Genomic DNA, 20,779 nt, shown 5'->3' with positions numbered 1-20,779 from the left:
AGTGGATCCGCGCTCAAGAACGTGAATCCGCGCTCAACGAACATTATAAAACTAACAGAATGGTGGTCCAAATCATGAGCGGAAAACTGACATTCATAAGCGGCGGTGTTCGAAGCGGGAAGAGTGCATACGCGGAAGCCATGCTCGTCAAGGAAGCAATCACCGCAAAAGGCAGACTCATCTACATCGCATCAGGCCGCCCGGTCGATAATGAAATGAAAAAACGAATTGAAAAGCATCAACAGGATCGCGCAGAACAAGCATGGACTACAATCGAGCAACCGGCTAACCTGTTCGAGACACTGCCTTTCATCCATCAAAACGATTTCGTCCTTTGGGACTGCCTTACAACTTGGCTTGCGAATGAATTGTACACCGAACATAACGGCAAATTTTGTATCCAAATGGGCGGATGCATGGAAAAAAAGGCAAAGCAAATGCTCGAAACCGTAGATGAGATCCGCAAAAACTCAGCTCATCTTATCATCGTTTCAAACGAAGTCCTTGACGAATTTCCATCCGCATACGATGAAACGAGGAAATACAGCGAATGGATCGGCAATCTGCATCAAAAACTCGTTGCCTTAAGTGACGATGCCATCGAAATGGATTGCGGCCTGCCGCAGTACTGGAAATGTGAGGGGAAGGTGGCGGTACGATGAACGGAATCATGGTGATGGGAACAGCTTCGGACGTCGGAAAAACGATGATCTGCACCGCGTTATGCAGGCTGTTTTCAGACGAAGGCATGCGGGTCGCCCCATTCAAATCACAGAACATGTCGCGATTTTCCGCAAAAGCAGTAAACGGCGAAGAGATGAGCCGGGCACAATACTTGCAAGCTGAGGCGGCGCGCACCACGCCTATCATCGAGATGAATCCAATCCTGATCAAACCGGTCGGCGGAATGAAATCCGACGTCCGATTCTTCGGGGAAGCATTCAACGCAATCGATGGATTCGCCTATCGCGAGCAGTTTTTCACTAAAGCTATCGACGCCATCCGTTCATCCCTCGACTATCTCTCGAAAAACTTCGACGTTGTCGTGATTGAAGGCGCAGGAAGCCCGGCGGAAGTGAATTTGAATGACAGAGAAATCGTCAATATGCGAGTCGCCGATATGGCGGATGTACCTGTTTTTCTCGTTGCAGATATCGACCGCGGTGGCGCGATCGCTTCAATCGTCGGCACTCTTCAGTTGATGGAACCTAAGCATCGGGCACGGGTGAAAGGAATCCTTATTAATAAATTCCACGGGGATGTCACTCTGTTCAAGGAAGGCATTGATTTTATCGAAACCTATACCGGCATTCGCGTCGCCGGAATCATTCCCCATATGATGAACCACGGGATTGAAGAGGAGGACGCCGATCGCCCGCAACAAAATGCGCCAACCGGAATCGACATTTACGACGAGTGGGCGAAGCATGTGAAGGCGCATATCGATTGGCCGTATGTGCTTTCGGTCATCAAGGAGGCTGGCCAATGAACGGGCTTTTACTCGTGCTCCAGTTTTTTACGTCAATTCCGATCCGTAAAGAGCTGCCGATGGAGAGGAAAGACGTGACGCGGATGTATATCGCGCTACCGATCATCGGTGGGTTGATCGGGCTTGCCATGGTCGGCGTTGCGGTTTTATTCACAGATGCAATCGGAACTGGGCCGTTGCTTGCATCGGTTTTCATTGTTCTGACCGGCATCGCACTGACGGGAGGTCTGCACCTCGATGGATTCGCGGATACAGGTGACGCGTTTTTTTCGTATCGCGACCGGGAAAAGCGGCTTGAAATCTTGGACGACCCGCGTATCGGCGCGTTCGGGACAATGTCACTCGTATTGCTCATTCTCGTGAAAACAGCATTATTCCATGAGCTATTGCTGATTCAAACGGAATGGCTGCCATTCTTCCTTGCTGTTCCACTCCTATCGCGTGCAGGGATGAACATTTACTTTACAACGACACGCCCCGCAAAGGAAAAGGGAATTGCCCATTTTTTCATGGATAAGCTCATGAAAGGGAAGCTACTTGGCTGGTCTCTTTTTTTAGCCGCAGCCACTTTAACGGGACTTGGTTTATCGCTTCACACAATCGTTATACCTCTAATACTTGGCTTTGTTTTACTAATGGGACTGTTTTTATTCAGAAGATGGTCGTTAAAGAATTTCGGTGGTGTATCGGGTGACCTTTGCGGGGCATTCATCGAAGGGATGGAGGCGTTGTTATGGCTCGCAATCATCATTTGTATTTGATTCGTCATTTGCCGACAATAGGGAATCGCGAGCAAAAATATATCGGTTGGACGGATGAACCGATTGAAAAGGCCTCAGTTGTGTCTTGGAACCTATCAATGCCAGAAATTGTGCATGGAAGTGATCTGCTTCGTGCCCAGGAAACTGCAACATTGCTGTTTCCAAATGCCATCTACCATTCAGATGCAAGATTTCGTGAATGCAATTTTGGGGATTTTGAAGGGAAAACATATGCCGACCTTGAAATGGATAAGGACTATCGCAATTGGTTGGATGATATGGAAACATGCGCACCACGGGGCGGGGAAAGCATGTCCGCCGTGGAGCGGCGAGTGCTTGAAGCCCTTGCCGAAATGCCAAATGGCGCCGTCATCCTAACACATGGAGGTCCGATCCGCATTGCGATGACCAAGTTTTCACCGGATTCCCGCGATTTCTGGTCATGGGACATCCCTCATGGATCGGCATGGAAGTTCGAGTGGGAAACGTACGACGATTTGAAGGAGGGCGGGCGATGCGAGTCATTATCGGAGGTGCCCATAACGGCAAAAAGGCATTTGTAAAAAGGATGCTTGAAAACGCTCCGCATTATTGGGTCGATTGTTCCGTAGATGAGTTGGAGATTCCGTCGGATAGGCTAATTGTCATCGACCGAATCGAGCAGTGGCTTGCGCAGACAGAATTGCCCGAAGTGGATGCAGTGGAATTCATTTTGAAGTCTGTCGAAGACAAAGAGGTCATTTTCATCTTAACGGATATCGGACGGGGAATCGTGCCGATGGATGCGCGTCAGCGGGCATTGCGCGACACATGCGGGCGGCTCTATCAGAAGTTGATTGCGCAAGCGGATGAAGTGACGAGAATTTGGTACGGGTTGCCACAAACATTGAAGAAAAACTGAAGAAAAGGGGAGAAATCGGATGAAAATCTATACGAAAACAGGAGACAAAGGGAAGACAAGTTTGATCGGAGGGCGCGTCGATAAGGATAGCCTACGCATTGAGGCGTATGGAACGATGGACGAATTGAATTCATTCATCGGAAAGGCAATGACGGAGCTTGAAGGCGATAAATTCGCGGATATACTTGAGGATTTGGAAACAATCCAGAATGAATTATTCGATGGTGGCGGGGATTTGGCGAATGTCATGAAGGAGCGCCATTACAAATTATCCGACGAGCCGATTGAAGTCCTTGAAAAGCGGATCGATAAATTGATGGAGGAAGCGCCGCCGTTAGAGAAGTTCATCCTACCTGGAGGATCGCCTGCAGCTGCGACGCTTCATATCGCAAGAACAGTGACTCGTAGGGCGGAGCGGGTGACGGTGACATTGATGAAGGCGGAGGAGGATGTACCAGGTACAGTCCAACGGTATTTGAACCGCCTGTCCGATTATTTATTCGTCGCGGCAAGAATCGTCAATGCGCGTCTCGGTATTCCGGACAATGAATATATCCGCAGTGCAAAAGTGTTCCGCACAGATAAAAAGAAAGAGGATTGAACATGAAAGTAAGAACGATTGTCTTGACCGCTTTATTCGCGGCACTTTGTGCAGTTGGCGGATTCATCAAGATCCCGTCCGGCGTCGGATCCTTGGCGTTAGACACGGTGCCGGCGCTGCTTTCGGCATCTTTTTTGCCGCCGGTTTTCGTCGGAATCGCATCAATGACAGGTCACATCGCGTCCGCAATGTACGCGGGGTTTCCGCTTGGCCCATTCCATATACTGATCGCGTTCGAAATGTTAGTTATCCTGTATGTTTTTGCGCGCCTTCATAAAGCGGGAAAACATTCGTGGAAGTGGATTTTCTTCATCATAGCGAACGGACTCCTTGCTCCGTTGCCGTTCTACTTCCTTGTGTCACCGGCATTCTTTATCGGCGCAGTTCCAGCGATTTTACTCGCAACCTTCCTGAACGCAGTCGTTGCCGCTGTCGTCATGCCCGCGCTTTCGAAAGCAGCTAACAGCAGATTCGGTTTGGTTCGATGAGAAACGCAATTGAACTTGTCGATGGGTTGGTTGTAACGACCGACAATTCGGGCGGAATCGGCGAGAAACCGCATGATCTCGTGGCGGTGCCGGACCAGGTGACTGCACATTTCGCCGCCCGGGTCGCGTTGCTTGAGCAGTGGGCCGCCCACGCCGACCCAATCGCAGTGCTCATTCATAATTTCAGTGGCGACGAAAGTTGGGGGGCATATGTAGCGGGAGTAGAGGAAGTCTTCAAGGAATCCAACTTGGAAACTCCCAAAATTTCCGGCAGCACGGAAACGAATATGCAGCTCATGCAATCAGCGGTTGCTGTGACGATGATCGGAAGGAAGCGGGAAATCCTTTGCGAAACAGATTGCGCCTATTTTGTATACGGATTGCCTCTGGTCGGTGACGCGGTTACGGAAAGATCGGGTGAAATCGCCTCCCTCACGCTAATCAAGGAAGCGATGGATCATGGAATTATCCATCGAATCTGGCCAGTAGGCTCTCGGGGGATATTGGAAGAATTCCGGAAATTGACTGGCAATCCCGAAATTGAAATTCAAGTGGATGTCGATGTGGAACTATCAGCAGGGCCTGCAACGAGTGTGATGGTCAGCATTCCAGTGGATAAAATTGAACAAGCACAAAGGCATTTTCAAGGAAAACTCCATGAAATTATCTTGGGAAATGGCGGCTCCTGCGTCGAATGAGATCGACGTGGGGTCGCTTTTTTATGTGGTCACGGTCGTATCACAACGTAACCGCGCCGTATCACAACATAAAGCTGCCGCAACACAACGTAACCGCCGCATCACAACATAAAGCTGCCGCAACACAACGTAACCGCGCCGCATCACAACATAACGCTCCCGTAACACAACGTAACCGTCGTATCACAACATAAAGCTGCCGCAACACAACGTAACCGCGCCGCATCACAACATAAATCCCCCGCATCACAACGTAACCGCGCCGCATCACAACATAACGCTCCCGCAACACAACGTAACTGCGCCGCATCACAACATAAAGCTCCCATAACACAACAATCTAACTCAACAAAAGTATCGGAAAATAAAAAATATCCATTGACTGAATGCTCATTCATATCTTAAACTATTAATTAGAACATCGACAATGTATCCGTTTTCTACTACACTATTCATAAAGTTTATAGTTATCGGAAGGGGAGGAAATGAATGAATGCATTATTAGTCGCTAACTGGATCTTATTCTTAGCGGTTGTTGCTTATGCGCTTGCATTATTCACGCATTTAATTACGTCACGTACGCAATTCATTAAACTCGGACGCAAAGAAGAGTTTGATAATAATGTGTCGCGTAGACTCCAGGCAATCTGGGTGAACGTGTTTGGTCAGAAAAAACTATTGAAGGATAAGAAAAGTGGAATCATCCACGTCATGTTCTTCTATGGATTCCTTTTAGTCCAGTTTGGTGCAATCGACCTGATTTGGAAAGGCTTGAAGCCGGGGTCACATTTACCGTTCGGACCGATTTATGGTGGATTTACATTCTTCCAGGAAATCGTTGTTGCCGTCATCTTGGTGGCAGTCATTTGGGCATTCCACCGACGTTATGTTGAGAAGTTAGTCCGCTTGAAGCGTGGTTGGAAATCTGGACTTGTCCTGATTTTCATTGGAACACTTATGCTTTCGACGCTCGTCTCGAACGGCATGAACATGATTTGGCAAGGACATGAAACGACTTGGACAGAGCCAATGGCATCTGCAATTGCAAGCGTTTTCAGCTTCATGAGCCCGACTGCTGCTGCAGTTGTGTTCTTCATCGCGTGGTGGATTCACTTGCTCACATTGCTCACTTTCCTCGTCTACGTGCCGCAATCGAAGCATGCGCACTTAATCGCAGGACCAGTCAATACGTATATGATGCGTTTTGACCGCAGAGGGAAGCTTTCACCGATTGACTTCGAAGCGCTTGAAGAGGCTGAAGACGAAGACGATATGCCGGCACTTGGGGTTGGCAAAATTACCGATTTCACACAAAAACAGATGATCGACTTTTACGCTTGCGTGGAATGTGGACGCTGTACGAATATGTGTCCAGCTACGGGAACAGGCAAAATGCTATCTCCGATGGACTTGATCACAAAACTTCGCGACAATTTGACGAACACTGGGGCGCTCGTCACGAAGAAACAACCTTGGGTACCGGCTCCGATGTTCAAGCATACGAAGGGGAACCAAATCGCACTTGCTGCAGGACTTGAAGGTGCGACGCTTGATGATATTTACAACCCATCCCTAATCGGTGACGTTATTACGGAAGAGGAAATCTGGGCTTGCACGACTTGCCGTAACTGTGAAGACCAATGTCCGGTTATGAACGAGCACGTCGACAAAATCATCGACCTTCGCCGTTATCTTGTTATGACGGAAGGGAAGATGGACGCGGATGCGCAACGTGCGATGACGAACATCGAACGTCAAGGAAATCCTTGGGGTCTTAACCGTAAAGAAAAAGAGAACTGGCGCGACATGCGTCCGGACCTTCATATTCCAACAGTGAAGGAAATGAAGAAAGCGGACGAAGAGTTCGAATACCTCTTCTGGGTCGGCTCAATGGGTGCATTCGACAACCGTTCTCAAAAAATCGCACTCGCTTTCGCACATCTAATGAACGAAGCGGGCGTCAAATTCGCAATCCTTGGAAACAAAGAGAAGAACTCTGGTGACACGCCACGTCGTCTTGGGAATGAATTCCTATTCCAAGAACTCGCGACAGGCAACATCGATGAATTCGAAAAAGCAGGCGTTAAAAAGATCGTCACAATCGACCCGCATGCATACAACATTTTTAAGAATGAATACCCGGATTTCGGCTTCAAAGCGGAAGTCCTCCACCATACTGAAATGCTGTATGACCTTGTCATGGCAGGGAAGTTGAAGCCCTTGCATCCGATCAATGAAACGATCACGTTCCATGATTCCTGCTACCTCGGCCGATACAATGACGTATACGATGCGCCACGGGAAATTCTCAAAGCGATTCCGGGCGTCAACCTTGTCGAGATGAAACGTAACCGCGAAGACGGCATGTGCTGTGGAGCGGGCGGCGGACTCATGTGGATGGAAGAAGATACAGGTCACCGCATCAACGTCGCACGTACAGAACAAGCGATGGAAGTGAGCCCAGGCATCATTTCATCCGGATGTCCGTACTGCTTGACGATGCTATCCGACGGTACGAAAGCGATCGAAGTGGAAGACAAAGTCGGAACATATGACATAGCCGAACTTCTTGAAAAATCGATTTTCGGAGAAGACTTCCAACCGGCTGCTGAGGAAGAAGAAACAGTTTTGCAGTAAAAAAAGTGAAGTAGTCAAGTCAATACAGCATATTGCAACAATTAAAAATGAACGGTATAATTATGAAAATTGCAAGCTCAGTGAATACTTGGCTTGCAGAAAATGATAGGGAGTCTGTGCACTCCCTTTTTTTCGAATTAATTACCGAGCGAGCGTTCAGTCATCACGGCACGGCTTGACCAAAAATGTAAACGTTATCATTTGAAACGGGGGAGAAAGAAATGAATCGAACAGTCATTATCGACGGGGCAAGAACTCCATTCGGAAAATTTGGCGGTGCTTTATCCAGTCAAACAGCAAGTGATCTTGGCGCAATTGCCATCAAAGAAGCACTGAACCGGGCAGATGTGAAGGCGGAAGACATTGATGAAGTGATCATTGGTACAGTACTCCAAGCAGGCCAAGGGCAAATCCCTTCGAGACAAGCGGCGACGAAAGCGGGAATTCCATGGTCAGTAAAAACGGAGACAGTCAATAAAGTCTGTGCTTCCGGAATGCGGAGCGTCACGCTTGCCGACCAGCTCATCCGTCTTGGTGACGAAGAAGTGATTGTCGCGGGCGGTATGGAATCAATGTCCAATGCGCCTTACTACTTGCCGAAAGGCCGGTTCGGATTAAAAATGGGCGACTCACAATTGGTGGACGGCATGATCTACGACGGTCTTTCCTGCTCATTCACGCCAGAGCGCGTTCACATGGGAACATACGGAAACAAGACAGCCGATTCATTTTCATTAACACGTGAAATGCAAGACGAATGGTCGTTAAGAAGCCATGAACGTGCAATTGCAGCCATCGATGAAGGAAAACTTTCAGAAGAAATAGTGGCAGTCGAAATCCCGCAACGTAGAGGGGAACCGGTAAAAGTTGAAGCAGACGAAGCGCCACGCCGAGATACTTCACTCGAAACACTCGCAAAACTGCGCCCGGCTTTCGGTAAAGACGGCACTATTACAGCCGGAAATGCGCCAGGCGTCAATGACGGTGCATGCGCACTTGTCCTGATGAATGAAGAGCGTGCTTTGAAGGAAGGCAAAAAGCCATTGGCAACAATCATTGGCCACGCTGAAGTCGCAATCGAGCCAGAAAACTTCCCGCAAACACCAGGACTCGTCATCAACGAGATACTCAAGAAAACAGGAAAAGACATAACAGACATCGATCTCTTTGAAATAAACGAAGCATTCGCAGCAGTCGCACTCGCAAGCTCGCAAATTGCAGGCCTCGACCCTGAAAAAGTAAACGTCAACGGCGGAGCAGTCGCGCTTGGCCATCCAATCGGAGCAAGCGGTGCACGTATTATATTGACACTCGCATATGAACTAAAACGCCGCGGCGGCGGAATCGGAATCGCCGCAATCTGTTCAGGCGGCGGGCAAGGCGACGCGATAATGATCGAAGTCGGGAAAGAGTAAATCAGGAATTAGTAGCGAGTTCTCGTTTAATCCCAAAGAGTTCTCGTAAAAGCGTCCAGAGTTCTCGTTTAATCCTAAAGAGTTCTCGTTAAAACGCTGCGAGTTCTCCTTTAATCCGAAAGAGTTCTCATTAAAGCTCTGCGAGTTCTCCTTTAATCTCAAAGAGTTCTCGTTAAAGCGTCCGGAGTTCTCCTTTAATCTCAAAGAGTTCTCCTTTAAACGCCACAAATCTCATTAAAACAAGATTTTTCCACAGTAACTATTCTTAATCGTAGACGGGGGTACTTGATTATGGAAATCAAAAAAGTAATGGTCATCGGAGCTGGACAAATGGGTGGGGGAATCGCCCAAGTATGTGCACAAGCCGGCTTCGACGTCAAATTGAACGATATCAAAGAAGAATCCCTTGAGAAGGGGATTGCTGTCATTACGAAAAACCTTTCCCGCAACGTCGAAAAGGGACGAATGACGGAAGACGAAAAAAATGCAGTCCTTGGCCGCATTACGAAATCAATCGACCTCCAAGACGCAGCCGACGTCGATATCGTCATCGAGGCGGCAGTCGAAAATATGGACATAAAGAAATCGATTTTCAAACAGCTTGACGGCATTGCGCCTGTACATGCAATTCTCGCTACAAACACTTCTTCCTTGCCGATCACGGAAATCGCAGCAGTGACAAATCGCCCGGAAAGCGTAATCGGAATGCATTACATGAACCCGGTTCCTGTCATGAAGCTTGTCGAAATCATCCGCGGCCTTGCAACTTCCGACGAAGTGTACGAAGCCGTCGAAGAGATGACTCGTAAACTATCAAAAACACCAGTCGAAGTGAATGACTTCCCTGGATTCGTCGCAAACCGCGTCCTTATGCCGATGATCAACGAAGCCATCTACACATTGTACGAAGGCGTTGCTTCGGTTGAGGCAATCGACGAAGTGATGAAATTAGGCATGAACCATCCGATGGGGCCGCTGCAACTCGCGGACTTCATCGGCCTCGACACTTGCCTTTACATCATGGAAACGCTTCACGAAGGCTTCGGCGATTCGAAATATCGCCCATGCCCATTATTAAGAAAGTATGTCAACGCAGGCTGGTTAGGTAAAAAATCCGGCCGCGGATTCTATGAATATTCTTAAGTTGAAAAGGAGTTAATCCAATGGATTTTCAATTCACCGAAGAACAGCGGATGATGCGTACTATGGTAAGGGATTTCGCGAAGGCGGAAATCGAGCCGTTCATTCCACGCATAGAAGCTGGGGAGTTTCCACGTGAAATCCTGAAGAAAATGGGCGAGCTTGGTTTAATGGGCATCACCGTTCCGGAGAAATACGGCGGCTCTGATATGGACTTCGTTTCCTACATCATTGCCATCCATGAACTGTCGAAAGTGAGCGCGGTTATCGGTGTCATCCTTTCCGTTCATTCCTCAGTCGGCACGAACCCGATCATGTATTTTGGGAATGAAGAGCAAAAGAACAGATACTTGCCGAAAATGGCGACCGGCGAATACCTTGGCGCTTTCTGCCTAACGGAACCAAGCTCAGGATCAGACGCTGGATCACTTAAAACGAAAGCCGTGAAAAAAGACGATCACTACGTGCTGAACGGCTCGAAAGTGTTCATTACAAACGGCGGAGAAGCGGATGTCTATATCGTTTTTGCATCGACCGATCCTTCGAAAGGGACATACGGCATCACGGCGTTCATTGTCGATAAAGACACTCCGGGCCTCATCATCGGAAAAGACGAAGAAAAAATGGGTCTTCACGGATCACGAACCGTGCAACTCACATTCGAAGACATGAAAGTTCCTGCGAAAAACGTTCTTGGAGAAGTCGGCGAAGGCTTCAAAATCGCAATGGCAAACCTTGACGTCGGAAGAATCGGCATCGCGGCACAAGCCCTTGGCATCGGAGAAGCAGCACTTGAAGCTGCAACTGCATATGCAAAGGAGCGCGTTCAATTCGGCAAACCGATTGCTGCAAATCAAGGAGTCGGCTTCAAATTAGCTGACATGGCAACGGCCTCCGAAGCGGCAAGACTCCTTGTCTACCGCGCTGCCCAACTGCGCTCGGAGGGCAAACCATGCGGAAAAGAAGCCTCCATGGCAAAACTTTTCGCATCCCAAACCGCAATGGACAACGCCATCGAAGCCGTCCAAGTATTCGGCGGCTACGGATATACCAAGGACTACCCAGTAGAACGCTACTTCCGCGACGCTAAAGTAACGCAAATCTACGAAGGCACAAGCGAAATCCAACGCATCGTCATCAGCAAGCATTTAACAAAATAAGTCGGTGCCAGTGCAAATTGTAGTAAATAAACTGAATAGTTTGCTGCACAGGTACCTTTACAATTTTCTATTCTATACAACCCACATCCCAAGGAGGAAACAAACATGGATTTTAAACTATCGGAAGAACATGAAATGATTCGTAAAATGGTACGCGATTTCGCAATGAATGACGTTGCTCCGACTGCGGCGGAACGCGATGAGGAAGAGCGCTTCGATATGGAAATCTGGAACAAAATGGCTGAACTTGGCCTGACAGGTATCCCTTGGCCGGAAGAATACGGCGGCATCGGAAGCGACTATCTTGCATATTGCATCGCAGTTGAAGAACTATCACGCGTCTGCGCATCAACTGGTGTAACGCTTTCCGCACATACATCACTTGCTGGATGGCCAGTATTCAAATTCGGTACGGAAGAACAAAAGCAGAAATACCTTCGTCCAATGGCGGAAGGAACGAAAATCGGTGCATACGGTCTAACAGAACCAGGATCAGGCTCAGACGCTGGCGGCATGCGCACAACTGCGAAGCTTGACGGAGATCACTACGTATTGAACGGCTCGAAGATCTTCATCACAAACGGTGGAATAGCTGACATTTACATCGTTTTCGCTGTAACAGACCCAGAGTCAAAGCATAAAGGAACGAGCGCATTCATCGTTGAAAAAGACTTCGCGGGCTTCTCCGTAGGGAAGAAAGAGAAAAAATTGGGAATCCGTTCTTCACCGACAACTGAAATCATGTTCGACAACTGCCGTGTACCGAAAGAAAACCTACTTGGTGCAGAAGGCGAAGGCTTCATCATCGCAATGAAGACATTGGATGGCGGACGTAACGGAATTGCTGCGCAAGCAGTCGGAATTGCACAAGGTGCACTTGACGTCTCAGTTGAATATGCGAAAGAGCGTGTCCAATTCGGAAAACCGATCGCTGCGAATCAAGGAATCGGCTTCAAACTTGCTGATATGGCAACTGCAACGGAAGCTTCCCGCCTACTCACATACCAAGCTGCATGGCTTGAGTCGAATAACCTGCCATACGGAAAAGCGTCCGCAATGGCGAAACTCATGGCTGGAGATACAGCGATGAAAGTGACTACGGAAGCTGTTCAAGTTTACGGCGGCTACGGTTACACGAAGGATTATCCGGTTGAGCGCTATATGAGAGACGCGAAAATTACGCAAATCTATGAAGGAACGCAGGAAATCCAGCGTCTTGTCATCTCCCGCATGCTTACAAAATAATCAGGGAGGATGATGCAAGTGAAGCGTGAAGTGAAATCGTCGGTCAAAGATGAAAGTTTGATTGAAAAAAGACGTGACCAGATCATCCAAGGGGCTGTCCGACTTTTCAAGGAAAAAGGATTCCACCGGGCAACGACAAGGGAAATCGCGAAAGAAGCCGGCTTCAGCATTGGCACTCTGTACGAATACATCCGAACGAAAGAGGACGTCCTCTACCTCGTCTGCGACAGTATTTACAATGAAGTGCAAAACCGCCTGTCCGCCTTGATGGATGAGGAAGGAACTGTGGATGGGCTCCGATCGGCAATCGACACATATTACCATCTAATCGACGACATGTCCGACGAGTTCGTCGTCATGTACCAAGAGTCAAAGTCATTGCCAAAGGACGCCCTCCAATACGTCCTGAAAAAAGAGATGGAAATGGTCGCCTTATTCAAAAACCTACTGCAAGCATGCACCCGTTCAGGCGAATTGCGGATCAACGACGAAGCCGTCAACTTGGCGGCACACCATTTAGTCGTCCAAGGCCAAATGTGGGCATTCCGCAGATGGGCACTACACGGCGACTACACCATCCAAGACTTCATCAACATTCAAACCAACCAACTATTCAATGGAATCTTGAAAAAATGAAATATGTAATCCGTTGATTGGAGCGAAAGGCGGCGAAGTGCAAAGATGTGCTCTCAACGCTTCGCTTTTGTTCGCAAAAGCCGTTCTTCGTTACGGCTTTTCCTGTGGGATCAGCGGGACAGGTGAGACCCCGCAGTGGAGCGAAGCGACCGAGGAGGCTCACCGCCCGCCCCACGGAAAGCGTCCGCCTGTAGCGCAAATCAACATTTATTGTTCAGAAAGGGTGTGCGAGAAAATGCAAACAACTGAAATATACAAACCGAAGCACCACGTACGTTTCGTAACAGCATCCAGCCTATTCGACGGCCACGATGCATCCATCAACATCATGCGCCGCATCCTGCAATCGACCGGCGCAGAAGTAATCCACCTTGGACATAACCGATCCGTCGAAGAAGTCGTCAATGCAGCCATCCAAGAAGACGTACAAGGAATCGCCATCTCCTCCTACCAAGGTGGACACGTCGAATACTTCAAATACATGTACGACCTTCTCCAGGAAAAAGGCGCGCCGCATATCCGAATTTACGGTGGCGGTGGCGGCGTAATCCTACCAAAGGAAATCAAAGAACTGCATGACTACGGCATCGCTTGGATCTTCTCACCTGAAGATGGCCGCAAAATGGGGCTTCAAGGGATGATCAACCGCATGGTGGAAGAATGCGATTTCCTCACAGAAGTAGAAGATGAATTGAGCCAACTTGAAAACGTAAGCACAGAACGCCCGGAAGTGCTTGCCAACTTGATCACATACGCGGAAGAAATGTATGACAAAGAAAACCCTGACGCAATTGAGTTAATCAAAAAAGCAAGGGAACTATCAAAAAACACGCCAGTCCTTGGAATAACAGGAACAGGCGGGGCAGGGAAAAGCTCACTTACGGATGAATTGATCCGCCGATTCTTACGCGAATTGCCGGAGAAAAAAGTCGCGATTCTTTCCATTGACCCGACAAAGCAAAAGACAGGCGGAGCTTTGTTAGGCGACCGCATCCGCATGAACGCAATCTTCAACAAGCGCGTCTTCATGAGGAGTTTGGCGACACGCGGTTCGAGATCCGAGCTATCTGGCGCCATCAAGGACGTACTTGACGTTGTAAAAACAGCAGGCTTTGATCTTATTATCGTTGAAACGAGCGGGATCGGCCAAGGGGACGCTGAAATCACGGAAGTATCCGATGTATCGATGTATGTCATGACGAGCGAATTCGGTGCGCCGACACAGCTTGAAAAAATCGATATGATCGACTTCGCAGACCTGATCGTCATCAATAAATTCGAACGAAAAGGCTCCGAGGACGCACTAAGCCAAGTGCAGAAGCAATACCAACGTAGCCATCTCTTATTCGATAAAAATCTCGATACGATGCCTGTTTACGGGACAATCGCGAGCCAATTCAATGACAAAGGGACGAACTCGCTATTCGCGGCACTCGTGTCGAAGTTGAATGAAAAATGCGGACTCGACTGGGAGACATCCTATACGGAATTTGTCAAAACCCAAAAACAGAACGTCATCATCCCGAACGACCGCACACATTATTTACGTGAGATTGCAAGTGCAATTCGTGATTATCATAAAAAATCCGATCAGCAGGTAGAACTTGCACGCCGTTTATTCCAACTTGAAGGCGCAATCGAAGCTGTAAATGAGAAAGCTTTGGATAATGCGCTTGTTGCTTCACTCGAATCACTAGCGGAAAGCGTAAAAGAAGAACTTTCTGCAGAATCAAAACGCATCCTTTCAAACTGGAAAACTTTGAAAGAGTCCTATTCAGGCGATGAATTTATTACAAAAATCCGCGATAAAGAAATTCGCACCCTACTCACAACAACAAGCTTGTCGGGGTTGAAAATACCGAAAGTGTCCTTGCCGAAATTCGAGGACTACGGCGAAATCTTACGTTGGGTTTACAAAGAAAATGTCCCGGGTTCATTCCCATATACGGCTGGTGTTTTCCCGTTCAAACGAGAAGGGGAAGACCCGAAACGCCAATTCGCTGGTGAAGGGACGCCGGAACGAACGAACCGCCGCTTCCATTACTTGTCGAAAGATGACGATGCGAAACGTCTATCGACAGCATTCGACTCGGTGACGCTATACGGTGAAGATCCGGATGAGCGCCCGGATATTTACGGGAAAGTCGGGGAATCGGGCGTCAGCATCTGTACACTCGATGATATGAAAAAGTTGTACGCAGGCTTCGACCTCTGCGCACCATCCACTTCCGTTTCAATGACGATCAATGGACCCGCGCCAATCATCCTTGCGATGTTCATGAACACTGCTGTCGACCAGCAAGTGAAGATGAAAGAGGAAGAATTGGGCCGCGTATTGACTGTTGAGGAATTCACAGAAGTCCGCAATGCGACGCTTCAAGTCGTCCGCGGAACGGTGCAAGCAGACATACTGAAAGAAGACCAAGGGCAGAACACTTGCATCTTCTCGACAGAATTCGCGCTTCGCATGATGGGCGATATCCAGCAGTATTTCATCGACCAAAAAGTGCGCAATTACTACTCTGTCTCGATTTCGGGCTACCATATCGCGGAGGCGGGCGCGAATCCGATTTCGCAGCTGGCGTTCACACTCGCGAACGGCTTCACATACGTTGAATACTATTTAAGCCGTGGGATGAATATCGATGACTTTGCACCGAACTTGTCGTTCTTCTTCTCGAACGGACTTGACCCGGAATATACAGTAATCGGCCGCGTTGCTCGACGAATCTGGGCAGTCGCTATGCGCGAGAAATACGGTGCGAACGAACGCAGCCAAAAGCTGAAATACCATGTCCAAACTTCAGGTCGTAGCTTGCATGCGCAGGAAATCGACTTCAATGATATTCGGACAACATTGCAGGCGCTAATGGCATTGCAGGATAACTGCAACTCGCTCCATACGAACGCTTACGATGAAGCGATCACGACACCGACCGAAGAATCTGTACGTCGCGCGATGGCGATCCAGATGATCATTACGAAAGAGCACGGTTTATCGAAAAACGAAAACCCTGTCCAAGGATCTTTCATCGTCGAAGAATTGACGGATCTTGTCGAAGAATCAGTCCTACAGGAATTCGAACGCCTGAATGATCGTGGCGGCGTGTTAGGTTCGATGGAAACGCAATATCAACGAGGCAAAATCCAAGAAGAATCGATGCTCTACGAAATGAAGAAGCACTCGGGCGAACTGCCGATCATCGGCGTCAACACATACTTGAACCCGAACCCGCCTTCCGAAGAAGACATCGACAATATGGAAATCGCCCGTGCGACAAAGGAAGAAAAAGAAACGCAAATCGCAAACTTGCGCAGCTTCCAATCGCAACATAGCGACAGATCGGCGGATGCCCTTAGAAAACTGCAAGAAGTTGCTGTCTCCGGAGGCAACATCTTCGCGGAACTGATGGAAACTGTCAAAGTCGCAAGCCTCGGCCAAATTACAAACGCATTATATGAAGTCGGCGGTCAATACCGACGCAATATGTAAGAAAGGAAGGACGCTCTGTACGTAAGGGGCGTTCTTTTTATTAAAGAAAAGTAGCTTAATAAAAAATTCCCGAATTTTAATTGTTTGGAAAGTGGATTTTGGCTCTTCCTTCCACGTATAATAAAAGCAATAGTTGAAAGAGGTGAGAAGATGAAACTGTATCATCATATTGTGATTATAATAGTTATCATTACTCTCATCTTCTTTTTATATGGTGTGGGTTACGGGGCGATTCCGTTTTTACTTGCCTCCCTTTACCTTGGCTTCCTTAGCATTAAAGAATTCCAACGTTTGAAGAACAGTAAAAGATGGTAGCATAATAGGAGCTTCATTGTATATAATGATGAGTATGCTTTTGTTCAGAGAAAGGACGTGCGTTTGATGAATCTGGTGAATCTAACAGAAATGACAAAGGAAGAACTCCGTGAAGAATCAATGATCGATATCGCGTTTGCCATTTTGACTGACAGACACGAGGCATTGACACTTGAACAATTAATGAATCAAATCCGTGAACTAACAGGTATGTCGGAAAGTGAAATGAAGGATAGACTCCTTCAATTCTACACAGATATGAACATCGATGGAAGATTCCTTGCCATCAACAACGGTTGGGGATTACGCGAGTGGTATCCGGTTGACCAAATCGAAGAAGAAACGGCTCCTGTCGTCAAAGTGCGTAAAAAGAAGAAGAAAAAAGCGTATGACGATGATGACGAGGAAGAGGAAGAAGAGGAAATCGATGAGGACGAGCTATTCGACGAGGAATTCGATGAGCTTGACGACGAAGATGACCTCGATGAAGACGAGGATGAAGATGAAGAGGAAGAAGAAGATATCATCGAAATCGAAGAGGATCTCATTGAAGACGATGAGGAACTTGAACTCGTTCCAGACGACGAATTGGATATTGATGATGACGAAGATGATGAGTTGGACGAAGACGAGGAAGACCTCTGACACTTTCCACTTGACTTCGAGCGTCAAAGGATTTAAGCTTCTATTTGGGCTCCTTGAAAAAGGACACATGAATCCGTGTATAAGCGCTCCTATTGTAGATAGACTACAGGGGAGCGTTTTTTTGATTTTTATACTAAAAACCCCTTAACTCAAAGGAGGAGCTATAAATGACTAAATATATCTTTGTAACTGGTGGAGTTGTTTCATCATTAGGCAAAGGAATCAACGCCGCATCCCTTGGTAGATTATTGAAAGCAAGAGGCCTACAGGTGACGAACCAAAAGTTCGATCCGTACATCAACCTCGACCCTCGAATGATGAGCCCATACCAACACGGTGAAGTTTTCGTAACGGAAGACGGTGCCGAAACTGACCTTGACATCGGTCACTACGAGCGGTTCATCGACATCAAATTGAACAAATACTCCAACGTCACAATGGGGAAAGTATACTCCTCCGTCTTAAGAAAAGAGCGCCGTGGAGATTACAAAGGGGCGACAGTCCAAGTAATCCCGCATATTACAAATGAAATCAAAAGCCTGATCAAACGCGCTGGCCAAGAAACAAATGCGGACGTTGTAATTACTGAAATCGGGGGAAGCGTCGGCGATATCGAGTCACTTCCATACCTTGAAGCAATCCGCCAAATGAAGACAGATCTTGGCAAAAACGACGTCATGTACATCCATAACACGCTAATCCCTTACTTGCACGCTGCCGGTGAAATGAAAACAAAACCGACACAGCATAGCGTTAAAGAATTGCGCAGCCTCGGTATCCAACCGAATATGATCGTCGTCCGTAGCGAATATCCTGTACCGCAAGAAATGAAAGACAAAATCGCTTTATTCTGCAACATCAAGCCTGAAGAAGTCATCGAAGCACTCGATGCTGAAACATTGTACGAAGTGCCAATCCGTCTGCATGCGCAAAACATGGACAAGATCGTCGTCGACTTCCTTGGCCTTGAAACGAAAGAACCTGATTTGACGGAAATCGAAGCACTTGTGAATCGCGTAAGAAATCTTTCACGTAGAGTGAAAATCGCCCTCGTCGGCAAATACGTCGAGCTGCAAGATGCCTACATTTCTGCGGTAGAGGCATTCCGTCATGCAGGCTATGAATTCGATACTGACATCGAATTTGATTGGATCAATTCTGAAGAAGTGACAACAGAAAACGTCGCTGAAACATTGAAAGAAGCTGATGGCATCTTCGTACCAGGCGGCTTCGGCGACCGCGGAATCGATGGCAAAATCGAAGCTGTCCGCTATGCACGTGAAAACGGCGTTCCATTCTTCGGAGTAGGCCTTGGCATGCAGCTTGCTGCAGTCGAATTCGCTCGAGACGTTCTTGGGATAAAAGACGCTCACTCGGCAGAATTTGACAACGAAACAGAAAACGCAATCATCGAAAACAACCGCGACTTCGAAGATCGTACAGATATCGACCAACCAAGCGGCGACATGCGTCTTGGCGCACATCCATGCAAATTGAAGGAAGGAACGAAAGCGCAAGAAGCGTACAACGACGAATTAGTCTACGAACGCCACCGCCATCGTTACGAATTCAACAATATCTATCGCGAACAATTCGAAAGAGCCGGCATGATCGTGGCAGGCGAAAGCCCAGATGGACATCTCGTGGAAATCATCGAGTTGAAGGACCACCCATTCTTCATGGGAACTCAATTCCACCCAGAATTCGCATCACGCCCACAACGCCCACAACCGCTAATCCGCGAATTCATTCGCGCAGCACTCAAACACCAAGAAGCATAATCCAAAAACAGGTGAAGGGACCAACTCCCTCCACCTGTTTATTTATTATTCATCAAACACGCATAAAACCACCGAAAGAAGCATAAATCCTTACAAATACGCATAAATTCACCCAAAAACGCATAAATCCTAAAACTTACGCATAACTCGCGGCAAACACGCATAAATCCCCGAACTCACGCATAAATCCGCCGTCTCTCTCCAATCAATCCTCAAAAATCATCTCATCATACACCATCTTCACAGCCTCATACAAAAACAACGCCGCCATCAAATGAGGTTTGACAATTCTCTCACCATCATTCCCCGGCAAAATCCCTCTCACCACGCCAGTCGACATATACGTATACGCAAGATCCGCCAACTCATTATCATCACCATGTTTTTCCCCCGCAACAACCGCGAAAGGAATGAATTTCTCTGCAAGCATCCTTGCCATGTCAAGTGCCCGCTCGTCACAAGCGGTACGAGTGAAAATCCAAACTCGGTCGGTAGAATGGATTTCCATTCCCTCTACATATTGAACGGCCCCTTTGAACGGTTCAGCACCAAACTTTGCATTTATTCCCATCGCTGCCATTTCATCAAAGCCCATAAAGATGACTCGTCCCTCTCCAATTGTAGCCTGCGCTAACAATCGGGCTGTCTCCTCAACGGCCTCTTCATTATTCGAGCTAACACGCTGCAACAGCCCGCTGATCTGTGTCGTTAATATTTTCATGTTTTCCACCTCGTTTTCATTATATTTTTTCTGCCCAATAAAACCAAGTTATCTATATAGAAAAAATATATTTCAAATACTTGTTAAAGAAAGAAGGAGTTCCGCATTGTTTGTTGAATAGTATGAATTGAGTCAATCATTTTAAAGGGGTGAGCGTTATTGAAGAACTTACTGATTGTGGACGACCAGCCGGGAATACGGTTATTACTAAGTGAGGTTTTTAGAAAAGAGGGGTTGGAAACAAGATTAGCTTCTAATGGGGCAGAAGCACTCCGTTCCGTAAGAGAGAGAAAACCCGACTGTGTCCTATTGGATATGAAAATGCCGGGAATCGACGGCGTTGAAGTGCTGAAACGAATAAAAAAGGAAAGCCCGTACATACCAGTGTTCATGATGACAGCTTATGGGGAAATCGAATTGACAGAACAGGCGCTTAATAACGGAGCTGAAAAATATATTACAAAACCTTTTAATATATACGAAGTACGAGACGCAGTCATGGATGTTATCTTAAACAAGAAGTAATCTTCTAATAAAAACGAGACCTTCAGTTCAAAACACTTCATACGAAAACAACCCACATACAACCGCAGAAAGCATCAAGTCCATGAACAACCCAGACAGTAGTAAATACTGTCTGTTTTTGTTATGAT

Annotated in this window: 20 protein-coding genes; 19 read left to right on the top strand and 1 reads right to left on the bottom strand. The window is 47.5% G+C overall.

Going from position 1 to position 20,779, the window contains the following annotated elements:
- Window positions 1-59 precede the first annotated feature (59 nt).
- The 18 genes from NSQ43_RS00210 (at window position 60) to NSQ43_RS00125 (ending at window position 19,405) form a co-directional block, all read left to right on the top strand.
- Complete coding sequence (locus NSQ43_RS00210; protein ID WP_339254969.1) at window positions 60-662, top strand: bifunctional adenosylcobinamide kinase/adenosylcobinamide-phosphate guanylyltransferase; 603 nt, start codon at window positions 60-62, stop codon at window positions 660-662.
- A complete protein-coding gene (locus NSQ43_RS00205) occupies window positions 659-1,489 on the top strand; it encodes a cobyric acid synthase (RefSeq protein WP_339252008.1) in 831 nt (276 codons plus the stop codon). The genes NSQ43_RS00210 and NSQ43_RS00205 overlap by 4 nt, the downstream gene beginning before the upstream one ends.
- On the top strand, window positions 1,486-2,250 hold the full coding sequence (gene cobS / locus NSQ43_RS00200) for an adenosylcobinamide-GDP ribazoletransferase (protein ID WP_339252007.1): 765 nt from the start codon (window positions 1,486-1,488) through the stop codon (window positions 2,248-2,250). Before NSQ43_RS00205 ends, cobS begins: the two co-directional genes overlap by 4 nt.
- Window positions 2,223-2,813: a histidine phosphatase family protein gene (locus NSQ43_RS00195; protein WP_339252004.1), complete on the top strand. Its 591-nt coding sequence runs from the start codon at window positions 2,223-2,225 to the stop codon at window positions 2,811-2,813. Before cobS ends, NSQ43_RS00195 begins: the two co-directional genes overlap by 28 nt.
- Window positions 2,765-3,151: a bifunctional adenosylcobinamide kinase/adenosylcobinamide-phosphate guanylyltransferase gene (locus NSQ43_RS00190; protein WP_339252003.1), complete on the top strand. Its 387-nt coding sequence runs from the start codon at window positions 2,765-2,767 to the stop codon at window positions 3,149-3,151. Before NSQ43_RS00195 ends, NSQ43_RS00190 begins: the two co-directional genes overlap by 49 nt.
- A gap of 19 nt (window positions 3,152-3,170) precedes the next feature.
- The gene (locus NSQ43_RS00185) at window positions 3,171-3,752 is read left to right on the top strand and encodes a cob(I)yrinic acid a,c-diamide adenosyltransferase (RefSeq protein WP_339252001.1); all 582 of its coding nucleotides are present in this window, start codon (window positions 3,171-3,173) and stop codon (window positions 3,750-3,752) included.
- Window positions 3,753-3,754: 2 nt separating this feature from the next.
- The gene (locus tag NSQ43_RS00180) at window positions 3,755-4,240 is read left to right on the top strand and encodes an ECF transporter S component (RefSeq protein WP_339252000.1); all 486 of its coding nucleotides are present in this window, start codon (window positions 3,755-3,757) and stop codon (window positions 4,238-4,240) included.
- The gene (locus NSQ43_RS00175) at window positions 4,237-4,938 is read left to right on the top strand and encodes a hypothetical protein (RefSeq protein ID WP_339251999.1); all 702 of its coding nucleotides are present in this window, start codon (window positions 4,237-4,239) and stop codon (window positions 4,936-4,938) included. The genes NSQ43_RS00180 and NSQ43_RS00175 overlap by 4 nt, the downstream gene beginning before the upstream one ends.
- Before the next feature lie 489 nt (window positions 4,939-5,427).
- Entirely contained in the window at window positions 5,428-7,575 is a 2,148-nt protein-coding gene (locus tag NSQ43_RS00170) for a (Fe-S)-binding protein (RefSeq protein WP_339251997.1), read from the top strand.
- A gap of 221 nt (window positions 7,576-7,796) precedes the next feature.
- A complete protein-coding gene (locus tag NSQ43_RS00165; protein WP_339251995.1) occupies window positions 7,797-8,990 on the top strand; it encodes an acetyl-CoA C-acetyltransferase in 1,194 nt (397 codons plus the stop codon).
- 291 nt (window positions 8,991-9,281) lie between these two features.
- Complete coding sequence (locus NSQ43_RS00160; protein WP_339251993.1) at window positions 9,282-10,133, top strand: 3-hydroxybutyryl-CoA dehydrogenase; 852 nt, start codon at window positions 9,282-9,284, stop codon at window positions 10,131-10,133.
- Window positions 10,134-10,153: 20 nt separating this feature from the next.
- On the top strand, window positions 10,154-11,290 hold the full coding sequence (locus tag NSQ43_RS00155; RefSeq protein WP_339251991.1) for an acyl-CoA dehydrogenase: 1,137 nt from the start codon (window positions 10,154-10,156) through the stop codon (window positions 11,288-11,290).
- A 105-nt stretch (window positions 11,291-11,395) separates the two neighbouring features.
- Window positions 11,396-12,535, top strand: a complete 1,140-nt coding sequence (locus tag NSQ43_RS00150) for an acyl-CoA dehydrogenase (RefSeq protein WP_339251989.1) — start codon at window positions 11,396-11,398, stop codon at window positions 12,533-12,535.
- A 12-nt stretch (window positions 12,536-12,547) separates the two neighbouring features.
- Window positions 12,548-13,171: a TetR/AcrR family transcriptional regulator gene (locus NSQ43_RS00145; protein ID WP_339254967.1), complete on the top strand. Its 624-nt coding sequence runs from the start codon at window positions 12,548-12,550 to the stop codon at window positions 13,169-13,171.
- 235 nt (window positions 13,172-13,406) lie between these two features.
- Window positions 13,407-16,664, top strand: a complete 3,258-nt coding sequence (gene icmF / locus NSQ43_RS00140) for a fused isobutyryl-CoA mutase/GTPase IcmF (protein WP_339251987.1) — start codon at window positions 13,407-13,409, stop codon at window positions 16,662-16,664.
- Between the two features lie 150 nt (window positions 16,665-16,814).
- Window positions 16,815-16,979, top strand: a complete 165-nt coding sequence (locus tag NSQ43_RS00135) for a hypothetical protein (protein WP_339251985.1) — start codon at window positions 16,815-16,817, stop codon at window positions 16,977-16,979.
- A 66-nt stretch (window positions 16,980-17,045) separates the two neighbouring features.
- Complete coding sequence (gene rpoE / locus NSQ43_RS00130; RefSeq protein ID WP_339251983.1) at window positions 17,046-17,624, top strand: DNA-directed RNA polymerase subunit delta; 579 nt, start codon at window positions 17,046-17,048, stop codon at window positions 17,622-17,624.
- A 167-nt stretch (window positions 17,625-17,791) separates the two neighbouring features.
- Entirely contained in the window at window positions 17,792-19,405 is a 1,614-nt protein-coding gene (locus NSQ43_RS00125) for a CTP synthase (protein WP_339251981.1), read from the top strand.
- A 205-nt stretch (window positions 19,406-19,610) separates the two neighbouring features.
- On the opposite strand, the gene NSQ43_RS00120 is transcribed toward NSQ43_RS00125, so the two are convergent.
- Window positions 19,611-20,126, bottom strand: a complete 516-nt coding sequence (locus NSQ43_RS00120; RefSeq protein WP_339251979.1) for a DUF2529 family protein — start codon at window positions 20,124-20,126, stop codon at window positions 19,611-19,613.
- Window positions 20,127-20,285: 159 nt separating this feature from the next.
- Between NSQ43_RS00120 and NSQ43_RS00115 the strand changes: the two genes are divergently transcribed.
- Window positions 20,286-20,651 carry a response regulator gene (locus NSQ43_RS00115; protein WP_339251977.1) on the top strand — a complete coding sequence of 122 codons (366 nt, stop codon included), beginning with the start codon at window positions 20,286-20,288 and terminating at the stop codon, window positions 20,649-20,651.
- Window positions 20,652-20,779: the final 128 nt, after the last annotated feature.

The organism is Sporosarcina sp. FSL W8-0480, from assembly GCF_037963765.1.
Lineage (GTDB): Bacteria > Bacillota > Bacilli > Bacillales_A > Planococcaceae > Sporosarcina.
The sequence above is the reverse complement of the archived record's forward strand: the minus strand, read 5'-3'. Positions and strand labels throughout refer to the sequence as shown.

What these genes read in the sequence shown, in the direction of transcription:
- NSQ43_RS00210 (WP_339254969.1), top strand. Translation starts at nt 60, where the DNA reads ATGGTGGTCCAAATCATGAGCGGAAAACTGACATTCATAAGCGGCGGT.
- NSQ43_RS00205 (WP_339252008.1), top strand. Translation starts at nt 659, where the DNA reads ATGAACGGAATCATGGTGATGGGAACAGCTTCGGACGTCGGAAAAACG.
- cobS (WP_339252007.1), top strand. Translation starts at nt 1,486, where the DNA reads ATGAACGGGCTTTTACTCGTGCTCCAGTTTTTTACGTCAATTCCGATC.
- NSQ43_RS00195 (WP_339252004.1), top strand. Translation starts at nt 2,223, where the DNA reads ATGGCTCGCAATCATCATTTGTATTTGATTCGTCATTTGCCGACAATA.
- NSQ43_RS00190 (WP_339252003.1), top strand. Translation starts at nt 2,765, where the DNA reads ATGCGAGTCATTATCGGAGGTGCCCATAACGGCAAAAAGGCATTTGTA.
- NSQ43_RS00185 (WP_339252001.1), top strand. Translation starts at nt 3,171, where the DNA reads ATGAAAATCTATACGAAAACAGGAGACAAAGGGAAGACAAGTTTGATC.
- NSQ43_RS00180 (WP_339252000.1), top strand. Translation starts at nt 3,755, where the DNA reads ATGAAAGTAAGAACGATTGTCTTGACCGCTTTATTCGCGGCACTTTGT.
- NSQ43_RS00175 (WP_339251999.1), top strand. Translation starts at nt 4,237, where the DNA reads ATGAGAAACGCAATTGAACTTGTCGATGGGTTGGTTGTAACGACCGAC.
- NSQ43_RS00170 (WP_339251997.1), top strand. Translation starts at nt 5,428, where the DNA reads ATGAATGCATTATTAGTCGCTAACTGGATCTTATTCTTAGCGGTTGTT.
- NSQ43_RS00165 (WP_339251995.1), top strand. Translation starts at nt 7,797, where the DNA reads ATGAATCGAACAGTCATTATCGACGGGGCAAGAACTCCATTCGGAAAA.
- NSQ43_RS00160 (WP_339251993.1), top strand. Translation starts at nt 9,282, where the DNA reads ATGGAAATCAAAAAAGTAATGGTCATCGGAGCTGGACAAATGGGTGGG.
- NSQ43_RS00155 (WP_339251991.1), top strand. Translation starts at nt 10,154, where the DNA reads ATGGATTTTCAATTCACCGAAGAACAGCGGATGATGCGTACTATGGTA.
- NSQ43_RS00150 (WP_339251989.1), top strand. Translation starts at nt 11,396, where the DNA reads ATGGATTTTAAACTATCGGAAGAACATGAAATGATTCGTAAAATGGTA.
- NSQ43_RS00145 (WP_339254967.1), top strand. Translation starts at nt 12,548, where the DNA reads ATGCAAGTGAAGCGTGAAGTGAAATCGTCGGTCAAAGATGAAAGTTTG.
- icmF (WP_339251987.1), top strand. Translation starts at nt 13,407, where the DNA reads ATGCAAACAACTGAAATATACAAACCGAAGCACCACGTACGTTTCGTA.
- NSQ43_RS00135 (WP_339251985.1), top strand. Translation starts at nt 16,815, where the DNA reads ATGAAACTGTATCATCATATTGTGATTATAATAGTTATCATTACTCTC.
- rpoE (WP_339251983.1), top strand. Translation starts at nt 17,046, where the DNA reads ATGAATCTGGTGAATCTAACAGAAATGACAAAGGAAGAACTCCGTGAA.
- NSQ43_RS00125 (WP_339251981.1), top strand. Translation starts at nt 17,792, where the DNA reads ATGACTAAATATATCTTTGTAACTGGTGGAGTTGTTTCATCATTAGGC.
- NSQ43_RS00120 (WP_339251979.1), bottom strand. Translation starts at nt 20,126, where the DNA reads ATGAAAATATTAACGACACAGATCAGCGGGCTGTTGCAGCGTGTTAGC.